This window comes from Desulfacinum infernum DSM 9756 (assembly GCF_900129305.1).
GTDB classification, from domain to species: domain Bacteria; phylum Desulfobacterota; class Syntrophobacteria; order Syntrophobacterales; family DSM-9756; genus Desulfacinum; species Desulfacinum infernum.
The window spans coordinates 76,615-98,103 of the sequence record NZ_FQVB01000007.1 but is presented as its reverse complement, the minus strand read 5'-3'; the positions used below and the strand labels follow the sequence as shown (position 1 = coordinate 98,103).

At 62.1% G+C, this 21,489-nt stretch carries 17 protein-coding genes; 2 read left to right on the top strand and 15 right to left on the bottom strand.

The genetic code is table 11. The features are described from left to right. Positions 1-7: 7 nt before the first annotated feature. The 10 genes from BUB04_RS04345 to BUB04_RS04300 all read right to left on the bottom strand — a co-directional run bounded on the left by BUB04_RS04345 (position 8) and on the right by BUB04_RS04300 (position 13,257). A complete protein-coding gene (locus BUB04_RS04345; protein WP_084076151.1) occupies positions 8-2,032 on the bottom strand; it encodes a ribonuclease catalytic domain-containing protein in 2,025 nt (674 codons plus the stop codon). Continuing rightward, positions 2,029-3,798: an N-acetylmuramoyl-L-alanine amidase gene (locus BUB04_RS04340; RefSeq protein WP_073037305.1), complete on the bottom strand. Its 1,770-nt coding sequence runs from the start codon at positions 3,796-3,798 to the stop codon at positions 2,029-2,031. Before BUB04_RS04340 ends, BUB04_RS04345 begins: the two co-directional genes overlap by 4 nt. A gap of 77 nt (positions 3,799-3,875) precedes the next feature. After that, entirely contained in the window at positions 3,876-6,509 is a 2,634-nt protein-coding gene (mutS, locus tag BUB04_RS04335) for a DNA mismatch repair protein MutS (protein WP_073037303.1), read from the bottom strand. A gap of 276 nt (positions 6,510-6,785) precedes the next feature. Beyond that, on the bottom strand, positions 6,786-7,160 hold the full coding sequence (locus tag BUB04_RS04330; RefSeq protein ID WP_073037301.1) for a LapA family protein: 375 nt from the start codon (positions 7,158-7,160) through the stop codon (positions 6,786-6,788). Beyond that, the gene (locus tag BUB04_RS04325; RefSeq protein WP_073037299.1) at positions 7,147-7,647 is read right to left on the bottom strand and encodes an HIT family protein; all 501 of its coding nucleotides are present in this window, start codon (positions 7,645-7,647) and stop codon (positions 7,147-7,149) included. The genes BUB04_RS04330 and BUB04_RS04325 overlap by 14 nt, the downstream gene beginning before the upstream one ends. A gap of 9 nt (positions 7,648-7,656) precedes the next feature. Next, positions 7,657-8,136: a metallophosphoesterase family protein gene (locus tag BUB04_RS04320; protein WP_143156348.1), complete on the bottom strand. Its 480-nt coding sequence runs from the start codon at positions 8,134-8,136 to the stop codon at positions 7,657-7,659. Between the two features lie 223 nt (positions 8,137-8,359). Next, positions 8,360-9,094: a UPF0280 family protein gene (locus tag BUB04_RS04315; RefSeq protein WP_073037295.1), complete on the bottom strand. Its 735-nt coding sequence runs from the start codon at positions 9,092-9,094 to the stop codon at positions 8,360-8,362. A 1-nt stretch (position 9,095) separates the two neighbouring features. Then, positions 9,096-10,652: a glutamine-hydrolyzing GMP synthase gene (gene guaA, locus BUB04_RS04310; RefSeq protein ID WP_073037293.1), complete on the bottom strand. Its 1,557-nt coding sequence runs from the start codon at positions 10,650-10,652 to the stop codon at positions 9,096-9,098. 19 nt (positions 10,653-10,671) lie between these two features. After that, on the bottom strand, positions 10,672-12,150 hold the full coding sequence (gene guaB / locus BUB04_RS04305; protein WP_073037291.1) for an IMP dehydrogenase: 1,479 nt from the start codon (positions 12,148-12,150) through the stop codon (positions 10,672-10,674). 60 nt (positions 12,151-12,210) lie between these two features. After that, entirely contained in the window at positions 12,211-13,257 is a 1,047-nt protein-coding gene (locus BUB04_RS04300) for a Ppx/GppA phosphatase family protein (protein WP_073037289.1), read from the bottom strand. Positions 13,258-13,376: 119 nt separating this feature from the next. Between BUB04_RS04300 and BUB04_RS04295 the strand changes: the two genes are divergently transcribed. Next, the gene (locus BUB04_RS04295; protein WP_073037287.1) at positions 13,377-13,991 is read left to right on the top strand and encodes an L-threonylcarbamoyladenylate synthase; all 615 of its coding nucleotides are present in this window, start codon (positions 13,377-13,379) and stop codon (positions 13,989-13,991) included. Positions 13,992-14,070: 79 nt separating this feature from the next. On the opposite strand, the gene sppA is transcribed toward BUB04_RS04295, so the two are convergent. The 4 genes from sppA to hisC form a co-directional block, all read right to left on the bottom strand. Then, positions 14,071-14,958 (bottom strand): signal peptide peptidase SppA, encoded by an 888-nt coding sequence (gene sppA, locus BUB04_RS04290; RefSeq protein ID WP_073037281.1) that lies wholly within the window; start codon positions 14,956-14,958, stop codon positions 14,071-14,073. Between the two features lie 106 nt (positions 14,959-15,064). Further along, positions 15,065-16,849 (bottom strand): 30S ribosomal protein S1, encoded by a 1,785-nt coding sequence (locus BUB04_RS04285; protein ID WP_073037279.1) that lies wholly within the window; start codon positions 16,847-16,849, stop codon positions 15,065-15,067. 103 nt (positions 16,850-16,952) lie between these two features. Next, the gene (cmk, locus tag BUB04_RS04280; protein ID WP_073037278.1) at positions 16,953-17,642 is read right to left on the bottom strand and encodes a (d)CMP kinase; all 690 of its coding nucleotides are present in this window, start codon (positions 17,640-17,642) and stop codon (positions 16,953-16,955) included. Between the two features lie 3 nt (positions 17,643-17,645). Then, positions 17,646-18,767: a histidinol-phosphate transaminase gene (gene hisC / locus BUB04_RS04275; protein ID WP_245795121.1), complete on the bottom strand. Its 1,122-nt coding sequence runs from the start codon at positions 18,765-18,767 to the stop codon at positions 17,646-17,648. Positions 18,768-18,934: 167 nt separating this feature from the next. On the opposite strand from hisC, the gene BUB04_RS04270 reads away from it, so the two are divergent. After that, complete coding sequence (locus BUB04_RS04270; RefSeq protein WP_073037401.1) at positions 18,935-19,909, top strand: RNA polymerase factor sigma-32; 975 nt, start codon at positions 18,935-18,937, stop codon at positions 19,907-19,909. Between the two features lie 612 nt (positions 19,910-20,521). On the opposite strand, the gene BUB04_RS04265 is transcribed toward BUB04_RS04270, so the two are convergent. Further along, on the bottom strand, positions 20,522-21,370 hold the full coding sequence (locus tag BUB04_RS04265) for an amidohydrolase family protein (protein ID WP_073037276.1): 849 nt from the start codon (positions 21,368-21,370) through the stop codon (positions 20,522-20,524). Positions 21,371-21,489 lie beyond the last annotated feature (119 nt).

Below are 21,489 nucleotides of genomic sequence, written 5' to 3'. Positions count from 1 at the left end.
CCCTTCATCAGACGATCTGGACCCGAAAGACCTCGTCCCGGGGCGCCAGGCGCTCGATCTTGATGCGCACCATCTCCCCTGGAGAGACCGGATTTTCCTCGGGAAGCGGTGCATTGGCTTCCATGAGGAAATCCGGGATCAACAGGTGGGCGAACCGCGCATTCTTGTCCAGCACCAAGGCGTTCAGGGTCTGGATGTCTTCCTGCTCCAGGTACTTGAGGAGCCAGTAGCGGGTCCACTTTCGCTGGACGAAGGCGACCCTGCCCTGCTGGACCCGGATGCGGGTGATCAGCGCGTCCAGCTCTTCTTCCGAGTAGAAGGGTTCGTCCGTCCGGAGGGCGTGCTTGAGCTGCCTCTGGACCACCAGGTCCATATAGCGGCGAATGGGTGAGGTCACCGTGGTGTAGGGATTCATGCCCAGGCTGCAGTGGGGCCCGGGGCGCGTGGCCAGCTCCGCGCGGGCGAACAGCCGCCTCTGCCGGTAGATATGGAAGATGGGATGATCGCTTTGGACCGGGTCCGTCTCCGGCCGGCATTCGTCCTGGATCCGGTAGATGGCGGGGATATCCCTTCGGGCCAGTTCGGACGCGGCAAGACCGTTGGCCGCAATCATCCACTCCGAGACGATGACCTGCCCCGGAGTCTCCTTCTCGTAGCGGGAGACATGGATCATGCCGTGCTCGTTGACGTAGACTTGGATTTCCGGCAACGGCAGGAGCACGGCCCCCCTTTCGATGCGCATCTGCCGAAGCTGCATCGCCAGCCCGTGGAGAACCCGCAGGTCCTCGTCCTCTTCCACGGCTTGATCCACATCCTGGTAGGTGAGGCGCCGCTTAACCCGAATGAGGCTCGGCTCCACGCGGCTCTGGTGGATGGTCCCTTCTTCGTCCACCTCGAAGATGAAACTCACGGCAAGCCGGTCTTCCCCCAGCCGCAGACTGCACACATCCTCGGAAAGCCCCGGCGGAAGCATGGATATTCTGGCGTCCGGAAGGTAGACGGAGGTGATCCGCTCCGCCGCCTCCTTGTCCAAGGGATCGTCCGGCTGGACGTATTCGGCGGCATCGGCTATGTGCACAGCCACACGCCAACGGCCGTCGGGAAGCTTTTGCAGGCTCAGGGCGTCATCGAAATCCCGGGTCTGGGCGCTGTCCACGGTGAAGGCGTCCCAGTCCCTTAGATCCCGCCGTTCCGGACCGCTCAGTTCTTCTGCGGACAAACGCATCTTCTCCCGGGCCGCGGCCAGCGCCCCGTCGGAAAAGTCTCGGGAGATCCCTTGCTGATGGAGGTAGAGGTTTTCGTCCTTGGACCACACGCCCAGGCGGACGAGCAGGCGAAAAGCCGTGTTCTGCTGCGGGGGAATGCCGGCCCGTTTGAAAAGCTCCTTGACGAGGGCGCTCTCCTCCGCCTCTTGTCCAAAAAGGCAAAAGTCCTTCAGGTGGTCCAGGATTCGGGGGTCCGGCGGATCCTTCCGGGCCGGGGACCTGCTGCCGTGGACCTGCTTCAGCCAGGCGGCACCCGCCTCCAGGAGGGCCTCCCGCTGCGCCTCCTGCTCCAGTTCCAGCCGGCGTTGCTCCACCTTTTCGGCCGTTCGGGGCACAAAGAGGCCGTCCTTGTACTGGAAGTAGAGACGGTCCCGGAGAAGCACCCGCTGGAGAGCCGCCACCTGATCGTCGCTCACCTCGCCGGAGAAATACAACTCGGCCAGATAACGCGGCTCAAAGCCTTCTTCTTCGCCCTCCAGCACCTCCCACAGTTCTTCCACCCGGACGGTTCCGGCCAGATCCTCCCGCCGTTTTCGAATCCCGAGCAGGAGACGCACCAGATCATCGCGGCTCGCGGAGGGATCCAAGGCTCCGGGCGATGCAAAAAGGACCCTCCTGCGGGACAGGTTCATCTCCCGGTTCGTTTCCGTGAGGATACTCAATCGTTGGTCTTTGACGGCCAGGCAGACACCCAACAGGATATCCTTGGACTCGAAGAATTCGACGACCGTCCCGGCGGACATCTCCGGAGGCACCAGGGAACTCATGCGCCTCCCTCCAGGGTAGCCACCTGGTTCATCACTTCCACATAAGCCCGAATGCCCTTGGCGATGCCCTGGGCCACCGTCTTTTGAAACTCCTTGTCGGTCAAAAGCTTCTCCTCTCTGGGGTTCGAAATGAAAGCCGTCTCGATGAGCACCGCCGGCATCTCGGCTCCCAACAGCACATAAAAGGGCGCGTGCTTGATGCCCAGGTCCCGGACGTTCTCGTACTTTCGTACCCTGTCCACCAGCTCCCGATGCACTTCCTGGGCGAGGCGGGTCGATTCGCTGATCTTGGTGTTCTGCATGAGATCCTGGAGAATCGCTTCCAGGTCGCTGATCTGCTTGGCGGAAACCGCGTTTTCCAGGGCCGCCACCCGCGCGGATTCCCGGTCCGTGGAAAGATTCAGGATATAGGTCTCCACGCCCCCCAGCGAGCTGTCCTTGTGGGCGTTGGTATGGATGGAAATGAAAAGATCCGCCTTGTGCGTGTTGGCGATGGCCGTCCTCTCCTCCAGGCTCAGGAACCGGTCCGTGGATCTCGTGAGAACCACTTCAAAGCCGCCTTCCTTTTCCAGGAGACGCTTCAGGGCCTTCGCCACTGAAAGGGTCACGTCCTTTTCGTACACCCCGCTCGGGCCGATGGCCCCCTTGTCCTTCCCGCCATGGCCCGGATCGATCACGATGCGCCGAACGGTCAGCCCCAGCTGTTGGGCCATGCTGGGCAGTTTCGCCGCCTTTCCGGCAGCCGCAGCGTCGGTGGGAATCAGACGGCGGGTGCCCCGCACGTCGATCACCACCCGGAAGGGATCGGCCAGGGAAAAGATCCGATGGGACTCCATGGATTCCAGATCCAGCACTACCCGGGCCTTTTCCGGGGTGTACTGGCCGATGCGCACGTCCGTCAACAGCCCGTCCCGGATGTCGATCTTGTTTTTCAGGGCGGGGCCGAGCTCCGTGTTTTCGAAGTCCAGGTAAATGCGGGCGGGCAATCGGCCGGTCGGATCGGGCGGCAAGGTGTTGGGCACATAGCGCACCGGCTCGCTGAGATACACCACCACCCGCGTGTATTCGGCCGCCGACCAGTATTGGACCTTTTCCAAATAGGCCGGTGATCCTTTGGACGGGCCGCCCCGGACGGTCGTTTCTTCGGCCGGGGGGGCCTGTGTGACGGCCACCGGATGCTCCATGGCCTTTCCAGATGCCTTTTTCTCGCCCATCGGCGCCTCGGGATTCAGCTTGGCGGCCAGGCTTTGGGCTCTTTCCCGGGCCCTCGGAGCCATGTCTCCCTGAGGGTAGAGGACGGTGACGCGCACGAATTCCAGGTAGGCCTGGGTCGGATCCCGCCCTTCGTAAAGAATCCCCCTGAGAAACTGCGCATCGTCCGCCAAAGGGCTCTTTGGGTGTTCGTCGGTCAGGCGCTTGTAGGCCTCCAGCGCGGCGTTGAAGTCATCCGCCCTGCCGAGGGCATCGAAGAGATGATGGTGGGACTGGCCGATCATAAAAAGGCAGCGGGCGGTCAGAGAGCCTTTGGGATCGGCTTCCAGGATATCTTGAAAGATTTGGATATTGCTACGGAAAAGGGATTCCGTTCCGGGTTCGCGGAGGTCGTCCAGCAGCTTGTGATATTGGCGCCGGGCGGATTCGTAGCGGTCTTCCGGAGAAGAGGCGGCCCGAGCCCGGTGCGGGCCACTCCCCGGTTGCAGGCCGGTCAGCACCCAACAGAAGAAAAGGCACAAAAAGAAAAGACCTTTTGTCTTTTTCTTGTTCATTCTCCACTCTATATCGGTTTTTCCACCAGGATGACACGATCATCCCGAGACTGCAAGGCACGGAAGGCGTCCGCCGGTCACTTGGCGGGCGGGCCGGCCTTGATCTGTTCCTTCAGGGCGTAGAGGGTCTGCAAAGCCGCCAGGGGCGTCATCCGGTCCAGATCCAGGGCCACAATCTCGTCCCGCAGCCACTCCAAACTCGGCTGAAACAGGCTCATTTGGAATCCCGCTTTCTCCTTTTTCCTGGAACGCTTGCGGGACCCCGCCGAAGCGGGAGGCTCGGGCGGCCGATGATTTCCCGATTCCAGGCGGGCCAGGATCTCCCGGGCCCGCAGGATCACCTCCTGAGGCAGTCCGGCCAGTTGCGCCACATGGATCCCGTAGCTCCGATTGGTTCCTCCCGGAAGCAGGCGATGAAAGAAGAGGATGTCGTCTTCGAATTCCTTGACGGCCACGTTGTAATTCTTGGCCCGCGGCAGCTTTTCGGCCAGTTCGGTCAGCTCATGGTAATGGGTGGCGAAGAGGGTCTTCACACCCTGGTCCTGGTAGTCATGCAGGTATTCCGCCACGGCCCAGGCCAGGCTCATGCCGTCGAAGGTGCTGGTCCCCCGGCCGATTTCATCCAGAATGACCAGGCTGCGCGGGGTGGCCTGATGGAGGATATGAGCCGTTTCCTGCATTTCCACCATGAAGGTGGACCGGCCGCGCGTGAGATCGTCCGAGGCGCCCACCCGGGTAAAGATGCGGTCCACGAGGCCGATCCGCGCGCGGGAAGCCGGCACGAATCCCCCCATCTGGGCCATGAGCACGATGAGGGCCACCTGCCGGAGGATGGTGGATTTTCCGGCCATATTGGGACCGGTGATGATGAGAATCTGGTTCTCCTGCTGATCCAGCACCACGTCGTTGGGAACGAAGGCCCCGTCCTTCAGGAACCGTTCGATGACCGGGTGCCGTCCGTCCCGGATTTCGATGACGCCGCTCTCTTCCAGTTCCGGGCGGCAGTAGTCGTGGCTTGCCGCGATTTCGGCCAGGGAAGCTGCGCAATCCAGCTCTGCCACCCGGTCGGCCATGGCGAGGATGCGCGGCGCCTCCTGGGCCACCCATCGGCGCAATTCCACAAAGATCTGTTCTTCCAACTGGATGCGCTTCTCGTCCGCCTCCAGCACCTGGGTTTCGAAGGTCTTGAGTTCGTCGGTGATGAACCTTTCGGCGTTCACAAGGGTCTGCTTGCGAACGTAGTGGTCGGGCACCAGCGCCAGATTCGCCTTGGAGACCTCGATGAAATATCCGAACACCTTGTTGTAGCGCACCTTGAGACTGGAGATGCCGGTCCTTTCCCGCTCCTGGACCTCATAGTCGGCCATCCAGCCCTTGGCATCCAGGGCCAGGCGCGTGTACCGGTCCAGATCCGGATGCACCCCCCGGCGGATCACCCCGCCGTTGGCAAGACTCAAGGGGGGATCGTCCACCAGGGTCTCCGTGATTTTTCCCACCGCGTCTTCCAGCGGGTCCCATTGGCTCATCATCTCCTGAAAGAAAGGGCTTTCCGCCTGGGCCAGCGCCTCTCGCATCCGGGGAAGGATTTCCAGGGAGCGGGCCAAGGCCGTCAGATCCCTGGGATTGGCCGTCCCCACGCTCACGCGCCCCATGATCCTTTCCACATCCAGGATCTTTCCCAGGTGCTCGCGCAGCGAAGCCCTGAGAAACCCCTTGTCCACCAATTCGGCCACCGCCTCCTGGCGTCGCCGGATGGGCTCCAGGCGGACCAGGGGGTAACGGAGCCAGCGCTGCAGGCGCCTCCCGCCCATGGGGGTGAGGGTGGCATCCAGCACGTGGAGGAGCGATCCTTTGCGTCCCAGGGTGGAGGGGGAAGACAGAAGCTCCAGGTTTCGGACCGTGGCCTCGTCCAGGTGCATGAAATCCCCGGGGGCATAGGGAGTGATCTTGCGCAGATGGGCGCAGTCCCCCAGGTGGTTTTGCCGGATATAGTCCAGGATGGCTCCGGCGGCCTGAACGCCGGGCCCCATGTCCTGCAGGCCGAAGGATTCCAGGGAGTGGATTCGAAAATGCTCCACCAGCCGCTCTTCACACCGCTTGCGGTCGAAGGCGCTTTCTTCCAGCCACGTGACCGCCGGATCCCGCTGGACACGGAAGGTTTCCAGCCAGGAGGCTTCCCGCCCCTTGGGCACGAGCAGTTCCCTGGGGGCCACCCGATAAAGTTCGTCCAGAAGCGCCTCCTGCCCGGCCACCTCCACCACCTGGAAATCGGCCGTGGAGATATCCAGATAGGCCAGTCCGTAGGTGCCACGCGCCTCGGCCACGGCGGCCAGGTAATTGGGCTCCTTGGACGAAAGGTTGCGGCTTTCCACCACCAGCCCGGGGGTCACGACCCTCGTGACCTCCCGCCTGACCAGCCCCTTGGCCTTCTTGGGATCCTCCACCTGGTCGCAGATGGCCACCTTGTGGCCCGCGGCGATCAGGCGGGCGATGTAGCTGTCCGCGGCATGGTACGGAACCCCGCACATGGGGATGGGATTCTCCGCGTTCTTGTCTCGCGAGGTGAGGGCGATTTCCAGGATCTGGGCGGCGGTAACGGCATCCTCCATGAAGAGCTCGTAGAAATCCCCCATGCGGTAGAGCAGGAGCGCATCGGGATAGCGGGCCTTGATCTCCAGATATTGCTGCATCATGGGGGTGACTTTGCTCATGAACCCTGACATCCTCCTGCAGAAGACTTCTTGGATTGCGGCATCCCTTTCCGAGCGGGACCTTTCCTTCCCGTCTCGTCCGCCGCGGCTTGGAATGTAGCCCAGGCGAAATCCGGGACGCAATCCTTATCCGGGAAACGTCGTGGGCACTGGCGATTGGGAAAACGGGCGGAAGTCAAGGCGGGCGGAAATGGGCGTTCCAGGAGCGTGGCCGCCCCCTGGGTGGAGGAAAAAACGGAGGCGGGATCCCCCCGCCTCCCAAATGGATGGATCGGGTCAGGCCGGGCTGGCTTCGGGCTCCTCGGGCGGCGGCACAGCCTCCTCGGCAGCGGGCTCCTCCGCAAGGACTTCCCGGCTTTTCACTTCCTCCTCGATCCTTTGCAGAAGCCGTTGGTTTTCCTGCCGCTCCTGCTGCAAGGCCCTTCGGGTGTGGAGGAAGGGTTTCAACATGAGAAAGAATCCCACAAGGAATCCGACAAAGCCGGAGAGGAGGATCAGTGTGGACACCCGGTGGGTCCATCGAACCTCCTCGCGAATGAACAGATCCAACGAAAATTCCAGGGTCTTGTTGAAGGTGGCAAGGTTCTGCCGGACAAAAAGCACGATGACGGCCAAGAGAAGAAGGGTCGTAAACAGCCTAAACAGCCTCATGGATCTTCTCCTTCTTGAAGTAGGGTAACAGTTTGGCGTAGGTCTGCCTGAGATGTTCCGGAATGCTGCGCACGTCGGCAAAGACGGTCATGAAGTTGGTGTCCCCTTCCCACCGGGGCACCACATGAAAGTGCAGATGGCTTTCCACGCCGGCTCCCGCCGCAGCGCCCAGGTTCAGACCCACGTTGAAGCCGTCCGGACGCATCACCTTGCGCAGGATCTGAACGCACTCGCGAACCATGCGCATGATATCGGTCATTTCCTCTTCCGTTAAGTCTTCGATGGAAGCCACATGGCGCCAGGGAGCCACGAGAAGGTGACCGTTGTTGTAGGGGTATTTGTTCATCATGACCATGGTCAAATCGCCTCGATAAAGAATCAGGCGTTCCTCATCGCTCAGCCCATCCCCCTCGGGACAAAAAATACAGTAGGACTCCCGCTTTCCCAGGATGTATTCCATTCGCCACGGCGCCCACAGATTCCGCATAATCCGCTCCTACAACCTCACGATCTCAGCCTGGAGGGTCCTGCCCACCGTCAGGAGGCCCAGGCTGCGGCCCGAACCCCTGCTGGAAAAAACCGATCCCGGATTGAAAAAGAGCTGTCCGCCTTCCCTTTCCACCAACGCCCGATGAGTGTGCCCGAAAAGGATCGCGTCCACGCCGTCGAACTCCCGGCGCAAGGCCTCTTTCAGGTCCCCGTAGAACCCGTACCCGTGGGTCATCCCGATGCGGAATCCCCCCACTCGGATCACCTGGCGCGCCGGAAGCTGCAGACGCACCGCCATGTCATCGGTATTCCCGCTCACGCCTTCCAGGGGATATTGTTGAAGAAAGTTCAATACCGACGCGGAAGTCCAATCGCCCAGATGGATCACCCTGTCCGCATCACGGCAATAGTGGTCACAGATGGATTCAAACTCCTCCGTGACCCGGTGCAGGTGTGTATCCGAAAAGACGACGATTTTCACGGCCATGGGCTCCAGCTGGAAGGACCCCAAAAAATTCTTTTAATCCCAATGGTTAACAGGAACATATAACAGCCCCCCGGGAAAACACAAGGCATTTTTCCCGCAGCAGCCACCAAATGGATGGATCCGGAAAGCTTGACGGGCGGGCCTAGAGCCCGCCCCCACAAAATGCATTGTCGTCCGGAGTGGGGGCGAGGTCCCGTTTCATATAAAGAGGGGCTGGAAAATCTCAGGGCACGGTGAGCTCCACGGCTCCCCAGGCGGCCAGCTTGTCCCCGCAGATCGCCAGAGCCCCCTCCACCCCCGGAATGCTTCGCACCCAATCCATGGCCGGATCCAGATCTTCGGGGCGTCGAATCCGGTTTCCCAGGGCCGTGGCGCAGGCATCCGCCAGGGCCGCATCCTTGGCGAGCACCGTGGCGGCATCGGCCCGGCCCAGGCTCAACGAGTGCCCGATGGAAGCGGACGAGGTGCACACGGCCCATGGAAAGGTGTCCGCGGGCAAACGGACGGCGAGGGAATCCCGAAAGGGGGAATGTTCGCCCGGGTAGATGGAGACCACCAGGTCTTCGGAGGCCATGAGGTAGCAGTCGCCGCCGTTTTCCACCAGGACCGACGGGCTCCAACGACTCAATCGCTCGGCCACGGCCTGGGCGATGGCCCCCGCCACGGCCGCCATGGGCCCCACGCCGGCCGCCCGACCGGCCCGGATCATGGCCTGCACCAGCGGCGGAGCCAGGGGGTCCTCCTCCAGGGGCTCCAGGGCGTGCAGGAAGCGGGGGGCGGAAGCAATGTATTTTCCCAGCTGACGCCGAAAGGAAATCACCAGGTCGTGGGCCGGTCGGGTCAGGTCCGCCTGGGCGCGGATCCACAGATCGGTCTGCTCCACCCGCACCTGAAACACGTACCATCCACGGCTTTTATGATGATAGCGGTAGAAGCGCTCCGCAGACCGGCGGTCCATGCTATTCCCATTCGATGGTGCTGGGCGGCTTGGAAGAAATATCGTAGACGACCCGGTTCACGCCGGCCACCTCGTTGATGATGCGGTTGGAGATGCGGGCCATGAGCTGATAGGGCATCCGAGCCCAGTCGGCCGTCATGGCGTCCACGCTCTCCACGGCCCGCAGCGCCACCACCTGCTCGTAGGTCCGTTCATCGCCCATGACGCCCACGGAACGAACGGGCAGCAGGACGGCAAAGGCCTGCCACACCCGGTCGTACCAATTGGCCGCCTCCAGCTCCTCCAGCACGATGGCGTCGGCTTCCCGCAGGATCCTGAGCCGTTCGGGGGTGACCTCGCCGATGATCCGGATGGCCAACCCGGGTCCGGGGAAGGGATGGCGCATGATGATGCGCTCGGGCAGACCCAGTTCCCGGCCCACCATGCGCACTTCGTCCTTGAAGAGTTCGCGCAGAGGCTCGATGAGTTCCAGTTGCATCCGCTCCGGCAGCCCGCCCACGTTGTGGTGGGTCTTGATGGTGGCCGAAGGCCCCTTGAAGGACACACTTTCGATCACGTCCGGATAGAGGGTTCCCTGGGCCAGGTAGCGGGTGCCTTCCAGTTTGGCTGCCTCTTTTTCGAAGACCTCGATGAAGAGGTTTCCGATGATCTTGCGCTTCTGCTCGGGGTCCGTCACCCCCTGCAAACGGCCCAGGAAGAGATCCGTGGCGTCCACCGTCACCAGATTGATCTCGAAATGATCCCGGAAGACCCGCTCCACCGTCTCCGCCTCGCCCTTGCGAAGCAGCCCGTTGTTGACGAAGATGCACTGGAGCTGATCCCCGATGGCCTTGTGGAGCAGCACCGCCACCACGGAAGAATCCACGCCGCCGCTCAAGGCGCACAGCACGCGGTCCCGGCCCACCTTGTCCCGGACGGCCTCGATGCTGGATTCCACGAAGCTCCTCATGGTCCACGTGGGCTTGCAGCGGCAGATCTGGAAGAGGAAGTTGTCCAGCAGGGTCCGGCCGCAGGGCGTATGGGCCACTTCCGGGTGGAACTGCACGGCATAGATGGATCGTTCCACGTCCGCCATGGCGGCCACCGGGGAGTTGTCGCTGTGGGCCAGGGTGCGGAACCCCGGGGGCAGGGAGAGGATGCGGTCCCCGTGGCTCATCCACACCCGCACGTCCTCCCTTTCGATGTCCTGAAACAGCACGGTGGGCTCGTCCACCTGCAGAACCGCCGGGCCGTATTCGCGCTGCTCGGCCTTTTCCACGCGCCCCCCCAGCAGGTGGGCCAGCAGCTGCATGCCGTAGCAGATCCCCAGGACCGGAACCCCCAATTCAAAGAGCTCCTTATCCACCATCGGGGCATCGGGGTCATGCACGCTGGAAGGCCCCCCGGACAGGACGATGCCCTTGGGGGCAAAGGCCCGCACCGACGACGGATCCATGGTGCAGGGATGAATCTCGCAATACACGTGGCTTTCCCGAATGCGCCGGGCGATCAATTGCGTGTATTGGGATCCGAAATCGAGGATAAGGATTCTGTCCTTGTGAAGATGGTCCCAGTCCATGGCATCCGCCCTTCCTTCGTTACTTGAGGTCCACCTGATAGTTGGGCGCTTCCTTGGTGATGATCACGTCGTGAACGTGGCTTTCCTTGAGGCCGGCGCTGGTGATGCGGATCATTTCCGCCTTGGTGCGCAGTTCCCGGAGGTTGCGGCATCCCACGTAGCCCATGCCGGCCCGAAGACCTCCGACGAGCTGGTGGACCGTGGCCGCCAAGGGCCCCCTGTAGGGCACCATGCCTTCAATCCCCTCGGGCACCAGCTTGCTCACCTCCTGGACCTGGTCCTGGAAGTAGCGGTCCTTGCTGCCCTCCTTCATGGCCCCGAGGGAGCCCATGCCCCGGTAGACCTTGTAGCTGCGCCCTTGGTAGAGCACGGTTTCGCCGGGACTCTCGTCGGTTCCGGCAAAGAGGCTGCCGATCATGACCGAACTGGCACCCGCCGCCAACGCTTTGGCCACGTCGCCGCTGTACTTGATGCCGCCGTCGGCCACCACGGGAACGCCGTACTTGTCCGCCACCTTGGCGCATTCCATGATGGCGGTCACCTGGGGAACGCCCACTCCCGCCACCACCCGGGTGGTGCAGATGGAACCGGGCCCCACGCCCACCTTGACCGCGTCAGCCCCCGCCTTGATGAGGCTCTCCGCGCCCGGTCCCGTGGCCACGTTGCCCGCCACCACGGGCAGGTCCGGGAATTCCGACTTGATCCATTCCACGGTCCGGAGCACGTTGCGCGAATGACCGTGGGCGCTGTCCACCACGATCACGTCGACACCGGCCTTGACCAGGGCCCGCACCCGATCCGGAGTGTCCGCACCGGCTCCCACGGCGGCTCCCACCCGGAGTCTTCCCAGGTGATCCTTGCAGGAATTGGGGTATTTCTTGACCTTCATGATGTCCTTGATGGTGATGAGGCCCTTGAGGCGCCCGTCGGCGTCCACCACCAAGAGTTTTTCGATCCTTCGTTTCTGGAGGAGCTTCTTGGACTCTTCCAGGGAAATGCCCACGGGAGCCGTGACCAGATCCTCCTTGGTCATGAGCTCCGAGACCTTGCGGGTCGGATCCGTCTCGAACCGGAGATCCCGGTTAGTGATGATGCCCACCAGCTGGTCGCCCTTCACCACGGGAACGCCCGAGATGCGGTAGCGGGCCATGAGATCCATCACGTCTCCGATGGGCTGATCGGGATCCACCGTGATGGGGTCGACGATCATGCCGCTTTCCGACTTCTTCACCCGGTCCACTTCCAGGGCCTGGCGTTCAATGCTCATGTTCCGGTGGATGATGCCGATGCCTCCCTCCCGGGCCATGCTGATGGCCGTCTCGGCTTCGGTCACCGTGTCCATGGCGGCACTCAGGAGCGGAATGCGCATGGGGATCTGGGGCGTCAGAACGGTGCTCACATCCGTTTCCGCCGGCAACACCTCCGAATAGGCGGGCACGAGCAGCACGTCGTCAAAGGTTAAAGCCTCCGGGATTCGATCCGTCGTCTTGGTCTCCATCGATTTCACTCCATTCATGAAGGCTGGAAAAAGATTGTGCGATTCGGTGTTGCGGGCCCTTTAATCCCATTTGATTTCCCATGTCAAGGGAACGCCTCCCGCCCCGGTCCGGGGGCCCTGCCGGGTGATGCCGTCCAGCAGAAGCCCTTCCAGCAGGCCGGCGTCGGTGACGATGAATTGCTCGGCTTCGAAGGCCGCCAGGATCTCCTCCACAATGAGAGCTCCTCCCAGGATGATGTCTTCGCGGCCAGCTTCCAGGCCCGGGATGCGGCGCCTCTGCTCCAGGCTCATGGCCGAGAGCCGCTCCACCGTCCGGCATACCCACGAGGCGGAGAGCCTCTGGTTGTTGATCCGATACGGGACATAGCCCCTCATGCCGAGGCGCATGGCCGCAAGCGTGGTCACCGTGCCCGCCGTTCCCACCAGCACCGGCCACCGGTCCGGTCGGTGGCCCATGGCGGACTTCACCGCCCGGCAAACCGGGCCCAGAAGGACTCGGACGTGGCGGCGCGCCTTGCGGATCGCCTCGGGCGGAGCCGGCGCCCTTTCCAGGAATTGCTGGGTCAGAACGGCAGCCCCCACAAAGAGACTGGTGGTCCAGCAGGGAACCTGGGCCCCCGGCATGGCCAGGCTAAACTCGGTGGAACTGCCCCCCAGGTCGAAAGCCAGGAGGGGACCTTCCGGTCTTTTGAGGACGCCCAGCATCCCGCGAAGAGACAGAAGCGCCTCCTCGTCTTCCGTCAGGACCGGCACCTGGAGTCCCGTGACTTCGGCCGCACGGCGCAGGAAGTCCCGCCCGTTGACGGCCCTTCGCACCACGCCCGTGGCGCCGGCTCGGATCGTCCGGGGCCGGAAAGCCTCCACCCGTTCCGCCACCCCCTGAAGGATGGAAAGGGCCCGGGCCATGGCCTCCCGGGAAAGGCCCGACGGTTCCTCGTAATCCTTCGCCAGGCGGGCGATGTGCCGTTCCTGGAGGATCGGCACCAGCACACCCGGCTCCGGAACCTTCACCACCAGCACCCTTATGGTGTGGGACCCCACATCCAGAGCGGCATGGCACGGAGCGGAATCGGTCGAGTCTGGGGCATTCCGGGGATTCGCGCCCATTGTTGTCTTTTGACTCCCGTTGTGCTCTCTTTATCCGGAGGGGATCGGCTCGGACAGCCGAAATCCGTCCCGGCAAGAGGCCTCCAGACGCACTTCATCACAGAAGGAGAGGGATGCCTATGATCCTGGAAATCAATCCCCAACACCCGGAACCGCGCAAAATCAAACAGGTTGCGGACATCTTAGCCAAAGGAGGGATCATCGCCTACCCCACGGATACCTATTACGGGATTGGATGCGACCTGTTCAACAAGCAGGCAATCGAAAAGATCTACCAACTGAAGCGCCGGTCCCCTCATCAGCCCTTCAGCTTCATCTGCAGCGACCTCAAGAACATCAGCGAATACGCCCAAGTAACCAACTACGCCTACAAGACCATGAAGCGGCTCCTGCCCGGCCCCTACACCTTCATCCTGGAAGGTTCCCGGCTGGTCCCCCGCATCATGCTCACCAAGAGAAAGGCGGTGGGCATCCGGGTGCCCGACCATCCCATCTGCCTGGCCATCGTACGGGAGCTGGGCCATCCCGTCATCAGCACCAGTGCCACCGACCCCGAAGACGGCCGCATCCTGGAAACTCCCCATGAGATCCGGGACGTGCTGGGGCATTCCCTGGATCTGATCGTGGACGGAGGCCCCGTGCCCGGCCGTCCCTCCAGCGTGATTTCCCTCATCGAGGACGCCCCCGAAGTCCTCCGCGAAGGCAGCGGCGACGTGGAGATCTTTCAGACCTGAAAAAACGGCAAATCGTGGGGGCGAAAAACTTTTCGCCCCCATAACCTCTCCGCCCCTCACGGTCCGGCATCACGGCCCGTCAGGGCGACAGGATCAGTTGATAGCGAAGGGGGCTCAGGGCGGGGTCGAGAGTCTCACGGATTCCTTCAAGTCCGCTCTTTCCCAGAATCCATTCCAAGAGCGAAGGCCGTTTCTTTTCCGCATAGACCACGTGGGGCTCTCCCGGGATCCCTCCCAGTTCCGCCGCCTTGGCCACCGCATCCTGGAAGTTTCCCAGCTCGTCCACCAGCTTCCACGTGAGCGCGGCCTCTCCCGACAGGATCCTCCCGTCCGCCATGCGCCGTACGTGCTCCTCGTCCAGGCCGCGCCCCCGCGCCACGTCCCGAATGAACTGGGCGTGCATGGCATCCATGGTCTCCTGGAGCAAAGCCCGTTCCTCGTCGGTCATTTCCCGTCCGGGATTGCCCACGTCCTTGAATCGGCCGCTTTTGATGGTCACGGTGCGGTATCCGACCTTTTCGAAGAGCGAGGCCAGGTTGGGCAGATGGGCCACCACCCCGATGCTCCCGGTGAGCGTTCCCGGGTTGGCGATGATGTAACGGGCGCCGGACGCCACGTAGTAGCCCCCGGAAGCCGCCACGCCGCCCAAGGAAGCCACCACGGGCTTCTCCTTGTCCGTCCTTCGCACTTCCCGATAGATCTCCTGGCTGGCCCCCACCCCTCCGCCGGGGGATTCGATGCGCACCACGATGGCCCGGACGTTGGGGTCCCTGCGAAAGGAGACCAGGGACTCCAGAGTCGGCCGGGCGTCCTTGATCATCCCGTCCACCTCCACCACCCCCACCCGGTTGGGCGATGCGGTCAGGTCCCAGTCGGCGGGAGCGAACCACACCAGGAGGGCGGCAAAAGGGAAGAGGAAGATGATCAGGACTACAATCAGAAACCAGAAGAGCTTCCGCACCTTCATGACGGCCTCCCCTTAAAAAGGAGCACCCGGCTCGAAGGCTCAAGCCGGGTGGATAGTGAAGGGATCCGAATGGAAAAAAGGCGGTGACGGCGCACCGCCTTCGGGATCAATCGTCGGAGTTTTCGGCGTTCTGCAAGGCGGCCAGTTCGCCCTTGAGCAATTCGCCCAGATTGGACGTGGCGGCCCTGGCGTTGTTCATGTAGTCCCGGTAATCGGACCGGTCCTCCTGCTCCTCGGCCTTCTTGATGGAAAGGCCGATCTTTCGTTCCTTGGGGGAGATGTTGATCACCTTGGCCGTCACCCGATCTCCCACCTTGTATTCGTCGTTGGGGCTCTTCACCTTGTCCTTGCTGATTTCGGACACGTGGACCAGGCCTTCGATCCCTTCCTCCAGCTCCACGAACAGGCCGAAGTCCGTCACGTTGGTCACCGGGCCGGTGATCACGCTGCCCACGGGATAGCGCTGAGGCACGCTTTCCCACGGATCCGGCTGGAGCTGCTTGATCCCCAGCGAGAACCGCTCGTTCTCCTTGTCGATATTGAGCACGATGGCCTGGACTTCCTGACCCTTCTTGTAGACTTCCGAAGGATGACGGATGCGCTTGGTCCAGGAGATGTCCGAAATGTGCACCAAGCCGTCGATCCCCTCATCGATCCCGATGAAGATGCCGAAGTCGGTGATGTTCTTGATCTTGCCGGAAATCACCGTCCCCACGGGGTACTTGTCGGCGATCACATCCCACGGGTTGGGCTCAAGCTGCTTGATACCCAGGGAGATGCGCTTCCGGTCGGGATCGATGCTCAGGATCACCGCTTCCACCTCGTCGCCCACGCTCAGGATCTTGGACGGATGGCGGACCTTGCGGGTCCAGGACATCTCGGAGACATGAATGAGACCTTCGATGCCCTCTTCGATCTCCACGAACGCGCCGTAGTCGGTGAGGCTGACCACCTTGCCGATCACCTTGGTGCCCACCGGGTATTTTTCGGCCGCGTTGGTCCACGGGTCGGGCTGGAGCTGCTTGAGGCCCAGGGAAACCCTCTCGTTTTCCCGGTCGAAGTGGAGCACCTTCACCTTGATGGTGTCCCCAATCTGGCACATCTCGGAAGGATGGCCCACCCGGCCCCAACTCATGTCGGTGATATGCAGCAGGCCGTCGATGCCCCCCAGGTCCACGAACACCCCGTAGTCGGTGATGTTCTTGACCACGCCTTCCATGACCTTGCCTTCTTCCAGAACGGCCAGGGTCTTGGCCTTCTGCTCCTCGCGCTCCTTTTCCAGGATCACGCGGCGGGACAAGACCACGTTGCGGCGCTTTTTGTTGTACTTGAGGATCTTGAACTCGAAGGTTTGCCCGATCAGAGAATCCAGATTGCGCACGGGGCGAAGGTCCACCTGGGACCCCGGCACGAAGGCCTGGATGCCGATATCCACGGCCAGGCCGCCCTTCACGCGGGAGACCACCCGTCCCTCGATGACGCCGTCCTCGTTGTAAATGCGGCTGATGTCGTCCCAGACCTTTATCTTTTCAGCTTTCTCCTTGGAGAGAAAGATCGTTCCTTCGTCGTCGTCGTGGTATTCGAGCAGCACGTCCACCTCATCGCCGATGCCGACCATGAGGTTTCCTTCCTCATCCCGGAATTCGGCAATGGGAATCTCGCCTTCGGACTTGTAGCCGATGTCCACCATCACATAGTCGTCCGAAATCTGGACGACCCGCCCGCGCACCACCTCGCCCTCCTGGATGTTCCCGAAGCTCTGCTCATACAGGGCCTCAAAGGACATTTCCTCCATGTCCTCGGGGTCCATCCCGGCGGCGCGATCCGCTATCGGGCTTTCCGTTTCATGGTACTGGTTGTCAAAAGTTTCGTTGGTGTCTTTCGTGGTCATGTAGCTCACTACCCCCTTGTCAGGATTCGACCCATGGCTCAGCATGGGTCCTTCTTACTGGCAGGGCAATCTAGCAGACCCCTAGGCCGTTGACAATGCAAATTTATGAAGACCCTTCCCGTTTTCCCGCTTTTTTCCTTGCTTCGAATGCCAAACGCGCCAGTTGTTCCACCACCTGGTCGATGGAAAGGTCGGAAGTATCCACAATAATCGCACCTTCTCCGGGCCTGAGGGGAGCCAAGGACCGTTGGGAGTCGGCGGCGTCCCTTTCCTGGATCTGGCGCAAAATCTCTTCCAAATCCGCCGACAGGCCCTTTTGCCGGTATTCCGCCCAACGTCTTTCGGCCCGCACCCGGTCGGAAGCGGTGAGAAAGACCTTGAGTTCCGCGTCCGGGAAGACCACGGTGGTCATGTCCCGTCCTTCCACCACCACATCCCGGCCTCGGGCCAGATCGCGCTGCAGGCGGGTGAGAAAGTCCCGGACCGGACGCCGCTGGGAAACGAGCGATGCCGTTCGGGAAACGGACGGGGTACGGATTTCATCCCCCAGGGGCTTTCCCTGCCAGTAGACGGCCAGACCCTCGCCTTCCATGCGGAACTCCAGGGGGAGCGCAGCCAGTTCCGAGCGGATCCGTTCATCGGGCGCGTCGGCCATCCCACGCTTGTCCAGGGCCCAGGCCACGGCCCGGTACATGGCGCCGGTATCCAGGTAAACGGCCCCCAGAGCCTTGGCCAAACGGCGGCAGACCGTGCTCTTTCCCGCCCCGGCGGGACCGTCCACTGCGATCACCATCGATCAGTCGTTTCCTTTCGGAGCGTTCAGATCTTGCAAGACCTTGTTCAGAGTGCGGAGAAAACGCCCGTTTTCCTCCGGCGTGCCCACGTTGATCCGGATACAATCGGGCAGACCGTAGGCGTTCATGGCCCGAACGATGACCCCTTCACGCAGCATGGCCTGGTAGATCACCTTGGCATCCACGGGCATGCGGATGAGAAAGAAGTTGGCCTGGGTCGGGAGGGCCTCCAGCCCCATTTCCCGTAGCCGCTCGTAGAGCCGTGGAAGCTCTTCCCGCACCAAGGCGCGACTCTTTTCCAGGAAGGCGTCGTCGTCCAGAGCCGCCAACGCCGCAGCCTGAGCCGGGGTGCTCACATTGAACGGCTGGCGCACACGGTGGAGATAATCGGCCACGGCAGGGTCCATGACCCCGTAGCCGACCCGCAGGCCCGCCAGGCCGTAGGCCTTGGAAAAGGTCCTTGCCACCACGATCCAAGGCCCCCGGCGGTCGAGATAGTCCAGGCCCGAGAAGGTCTTTTCAGGGTCTGCGAACTCGATGTAGGCCTCGTCGATCACAAGGAGAACATCCGCCGGCACCCGGTCCAGAAAGGCCTCGAATTCGCTCTTGGGAAGAACCGTGCCCGTGGGATTGTTGGGATTGTTGATGAAGATGAGCCGCGTGCGGTCGGTCACGGCCTTCAGGACGCCCTCCAGGTCGATCCTCATGTCCCGAAGCGGCACAGAAACCACGGCCCCCCCGACACATTGCACACTGAGCCGATAGACCAGAAAGGACGGATTGGGCACGATCACTTCCAGGCCCGGCCGCACGAAGGTGCGGATCACCAGCTCGATGATCTCATTGGACCCGTTGCCCAGGACCACACCATCCATGGGCACCTTGAACTTTTCAGCGATCCGGCGTCTGAGATAGTAGCCGCTGCCATCCGGATAGCGGTGGAGCGTTCCGAGCTTTTCCCGCAGGGCTTCCAGGGCCTTGGGGGACGGTCCCAGGGGATTTTCGTTGCTGGCAAGCTTGATGGAACCCACAATACCCAGTTCCCGCTCCAGCTCCTCCATGGGCTTTCCGGGCGGGTACGGTTCGATGGCCGCGATGTGGGGCGGCACGAGCTTGGAGATCAAGGCGTTCGGCTCCTGCTGTTGGGTGGCTGACGGATCGGAGTGGTACGAAATCTGCCTTATAGAAAAGACGGGCCCAAAACGCAAGCTCTAGTGGTGTTTCGGCGGAATTATGTTAGTATGGCCGGTGCATGAAACCGAAGAGCACAAGAGAAGACGGGGTGCAGAAGATGGCAAAAAGCAAGAAGGCACTCAAGGACGAAGATACCAAGCCTGAAGTGGTGGATGTCCCTTCCCAAGGCGATGGGGTGAAGGTCGAACCTCCCGAAAAGGCCTGGCCCCAACCCTATGACACACTTCGGGCCTATCTGGAAGAAATCAAGCGTTATCCCCTGCTGACCCGGGAAGAGGAGACCCAGCTCGCCATTCGTTACCGGGAAAAAGGCGACCTGGACGCCGCCTACAAACTGGTGACCTCCAATCTCCGCCTGGTGGTCAAGATCGCCATGGACTTCCAGCGCCACTGGATGCAGAACCTGATGGACCTCATCCAGGAGGGGAACATCGGCCTCATGCAGGCCGTCAAGAAATTCGACCCCTACCGGGGCTACAAGTTTTCCTACTACGCCTCCTTCTGGATCAAGGCCTACATCATCAAGTTCATCATGGACAACTGGAAGCTGGTCAAGATCGGGACCACCCAGGCCCAGAGAAAGCTTTTCTTCAACCTTCGGAAGGAAAAGGAGCGACTGGAGGCCCAGGGGATCGAAGCGACCCCCAAGCTGCTGAGCCAGCGGCTGGATGTGAAGGAATCGGAAGTCACCGAGATGGACATCCGACTGACGGGAGGCGAGATCTCCCTGGACGCCCCCCTCGACCACGATTCCACCGACACGCACAAGGCCTTTCTGCCCGCCCAGGTCACCCCCGTGGACGAGCAACTGGCGGACCAGGAGGCCAAGGCCATCCTCCATGAGAAGCTGATGCGCTTCCGCGAAGGCCTCAAGGACAAGGAGGCCGTCATCTTCGACAAGCGCCTCCTGGCCGAAGACCCCTTGACGCTTCAGGAAATCGGCGACCAGTTCGGGATCAGCCGGGAACGGATCCGCCAGATCGAAAGCCGGCTCAAGAAGAAGCTCAAGGCCTATCTGGAAGAAGAGGTGGACGATCTGGAGCTGCTCCAGGAGAGCCTCATCGACACCTGAAGATGGATCCCACGGAGTTCCGGGTTCGCCTCGATTTGTTCCTTGGTTCGGTTGCAAGCCGCCATAAGAAGCAGTCCCCGAAACCCCCACCTGTAGGGGCGAATGATCGTTCGCCCCTACAGGTCCCGACGAGACTTTCCGAAAACGATTGATCGGCGCCGTTCAACCCCCATTCGTCATCCCCGCGAGCCTTGCCCCCGGCTTGAACGGGGAGCGGGGATCCAGCATTTCCGGCAACTTATGGACTTCCGCTTGCGCGGGAGCTGCGCCAATGATCTCCGGGCAACGGGCATACTGTTGAGCCTTTGTCCCGGAGACTCATGGAGTTGCGAGCCGGAATTGGACGATTCTTTCTTATGGACAGGTCCGGAAGGGCGGGCGTAAAGCCCGCCCCTACAAAAGGCGCGGACCCATTGAGTGATTAGCGGGCGGGGTTTATCCCCGCCCGCTAATCACGTTGTGTAAGAGACAACCGAAGAAAAAATCGCTCAGTTTAGGGCGAGGGCATCTTCCTACGGGATTCAAGCCCCTCGGCCACAAAAAGGAGCCATCCCATCCCCGGTTTCCGCTGAAAACCTCCCGATCAGCCTCCTCCCCGGCACGTGTGGTCGTTCACTCCACCGGCAAACCGAAGAGCCGGGCGGCGTTGTCCCCCAGGATCGCCGCCCGCTCCCGCTCGTCCAGGCCCGCATCCGCCATCTCGCGTTCATACCGGGCCACGGAAAGAAGAGGGTAGTCGGTTCCCAGCAGGACGCGGTTCGCTCCCGCCGTCCGAACAGCCTCCCGATAGATTTCCGGATGGTACAGAAAAGGAGACGCGGCGGTATCATAGAACACGTGGGAAAGCACGTCCCGGGTCTCCCTCTTGAGCCTTTCGAAGAAGAAGAGCCCCCCGCCCCAGTGGGCCAGGATCAGGGGCACCCCCCGGGTTCGGCGCGCCAACTCGTAGTAGAATTTGAGGCCCATGGGCGCCTTGCCCGGATAGATGTGGCCCACAGGCTCGTTGGCATGCACCAGCAGCACCGCCGTTTTCTCACGGCACAAGGCGGCCAGCTCCTCGTATCGATGCAACACCTCTTCTTCCGCACACGCCTCGTAGACGGCCAACTCGCCGAGCCCCACGGCACCGGCCTCCAGCCCGCGCCGAGCTTCCGGAAGGGCGTACGGACAGGTGGGATCGAAGCAGACCATGGGGAGGATCCGGCCGGGAAAACGAGCCGCCGCCTCCAGAACATAGTCGTTGTGCCGCCGGGCCAAGTGCTCCTGGCGCCAGGGAAAACCGAAGACGACCGTGACATCGATCCCGCCCTCATCCATGGCCTCCACCAGGGTTTCGGCATCGACGAGCCGGGACTTGGCCGACCGGTAGAGGGCCTCGAAGGCCGGCTCCCGGTGGAAGAACTTCTCCCTTTCGGCAATCACCTCGGGCGGAAAGATATGGGCATGCACGTCGATCTTCATGTAAGCTTTCTCCCGGCGAACAAGCGGTTTTCCCAACGGGCTCGCGGCGGCTCGCATGAGCGGGCCCTGGCGGTGCCGGAGTGCGCTCATGATGTCCCGATCCCCCCCTCTTGTCAACG

Bases quoted from the DNA above. Each gene is read 5' to 3' on its own strand.
- BUB04_RS04345 (WP_084076151.1), bottom strand. From the start codon at position 2,032: ATGAGTTCCCTGGTGCCTCCGGAGATGTCCGCCGGGACGGTCGTCGAA.
- BUB04_RS04340 (WP_073037305.1), bottom strand. From the start codon at position 3,798: ATGAACAAGAAAAAGACAAAAGGTCTTTTCTTTTTGTGCCTTTTCTTC.
- mutS (WP_073037303.1), bottom strand. From the start codon at position 6,509: ATGAGCAAAGTCACCCCCATGATGCAGCAATATCTGGAGATCAAGGCC.
- BUB04_RS04330 (WP_073037301.1), bottom strand. From the start codon at position 7,160: ATGAGGCTGTTTAGGCTGTTTACGACCCTTCTTCTCTTGGCCGTCATC.
- BUB04_RS04325 (WP_073037299.1), bottom strand. From the start codon at position 7,647: ATGCGGAATCTGTGGGCGCCGTGGCGAATGGAATACATCCTGGGAAAG.
- BUB04_RS04320 (WP_143156348.1), bottom strand. From the start codon at position 8,136: ATGGCCGTGAAAATCGTCGTCTTTTCGGATACACACCTGCACCGGGTC.
- BUB04_RS04315 (WP_073037295.1), bottom strand. From the start codon at position 9,094: ATGGACCGCCGGTCTGCGGAGCGCTTCTACCGCTATCATCATAAAAGC.
- guaA (WP_073037293.1), bottom strand. From the start codon at position 10,652: ATGGACTGGGACCATCTTCACAAGGACAGAATCCTTATCCTCGATTTC.
- guaB (WP_073037291.1), bottom strand. From the start codon at position 12,150: ATGGAGACCAAGACGACGGATCGAATCCCGGAGGCTTTAACCTTTGAC.
- BUB04_RS04300 (WP_073037289.1), bottom strand. From the start codon at position 13,257: ATGGGCGCGAATCCCCGGAATGCCCCAGACTCGACCGATTCCGCTCCG.
- BUB04_RS04295 (WP_073037287.1), top strand. From the start codon at position 13,377: ATGATCCTGGAAATCAATCCCCAACACCCGGAACCGCGCAAAATCAAA.
- sppA (WP_073037281.1), bottom strand. From the start codon at position 14,958: ATGAAGGTGCGGAAGCTCTTCTGGTTTCTGATTGTAGTCCTGATCATC.
- BUB04_RS04285 (WP_073037279.1), bottom strand. From the start codon at position 16,849: ATGACCACGAAAGACACCAACGAAACTTTTGACAACCAGTACCATGAA.
- cmk (WP_073037278.1), bottom strand. From the start codon at position 17,642: ATGGTGATCGCAGTGGACGGTCCCGCCGGGGCGGGAAAGAGCACGGTC.
- BUB04_RS04270 (WP_073037401.1), top strand. From the start codon at position 18,935: ATGGCAAAAAGCAAGAAGGCACTCAAGGACGAAGATACCAAGCCTGAA.
- BUB04_RS04265 (WP_073037276.1), bottom strand. From the start codon at position 21,370: ATGAAGATCGACGTGCATGCCCATATCTTTCCGCCCGAGGTGATTGCC.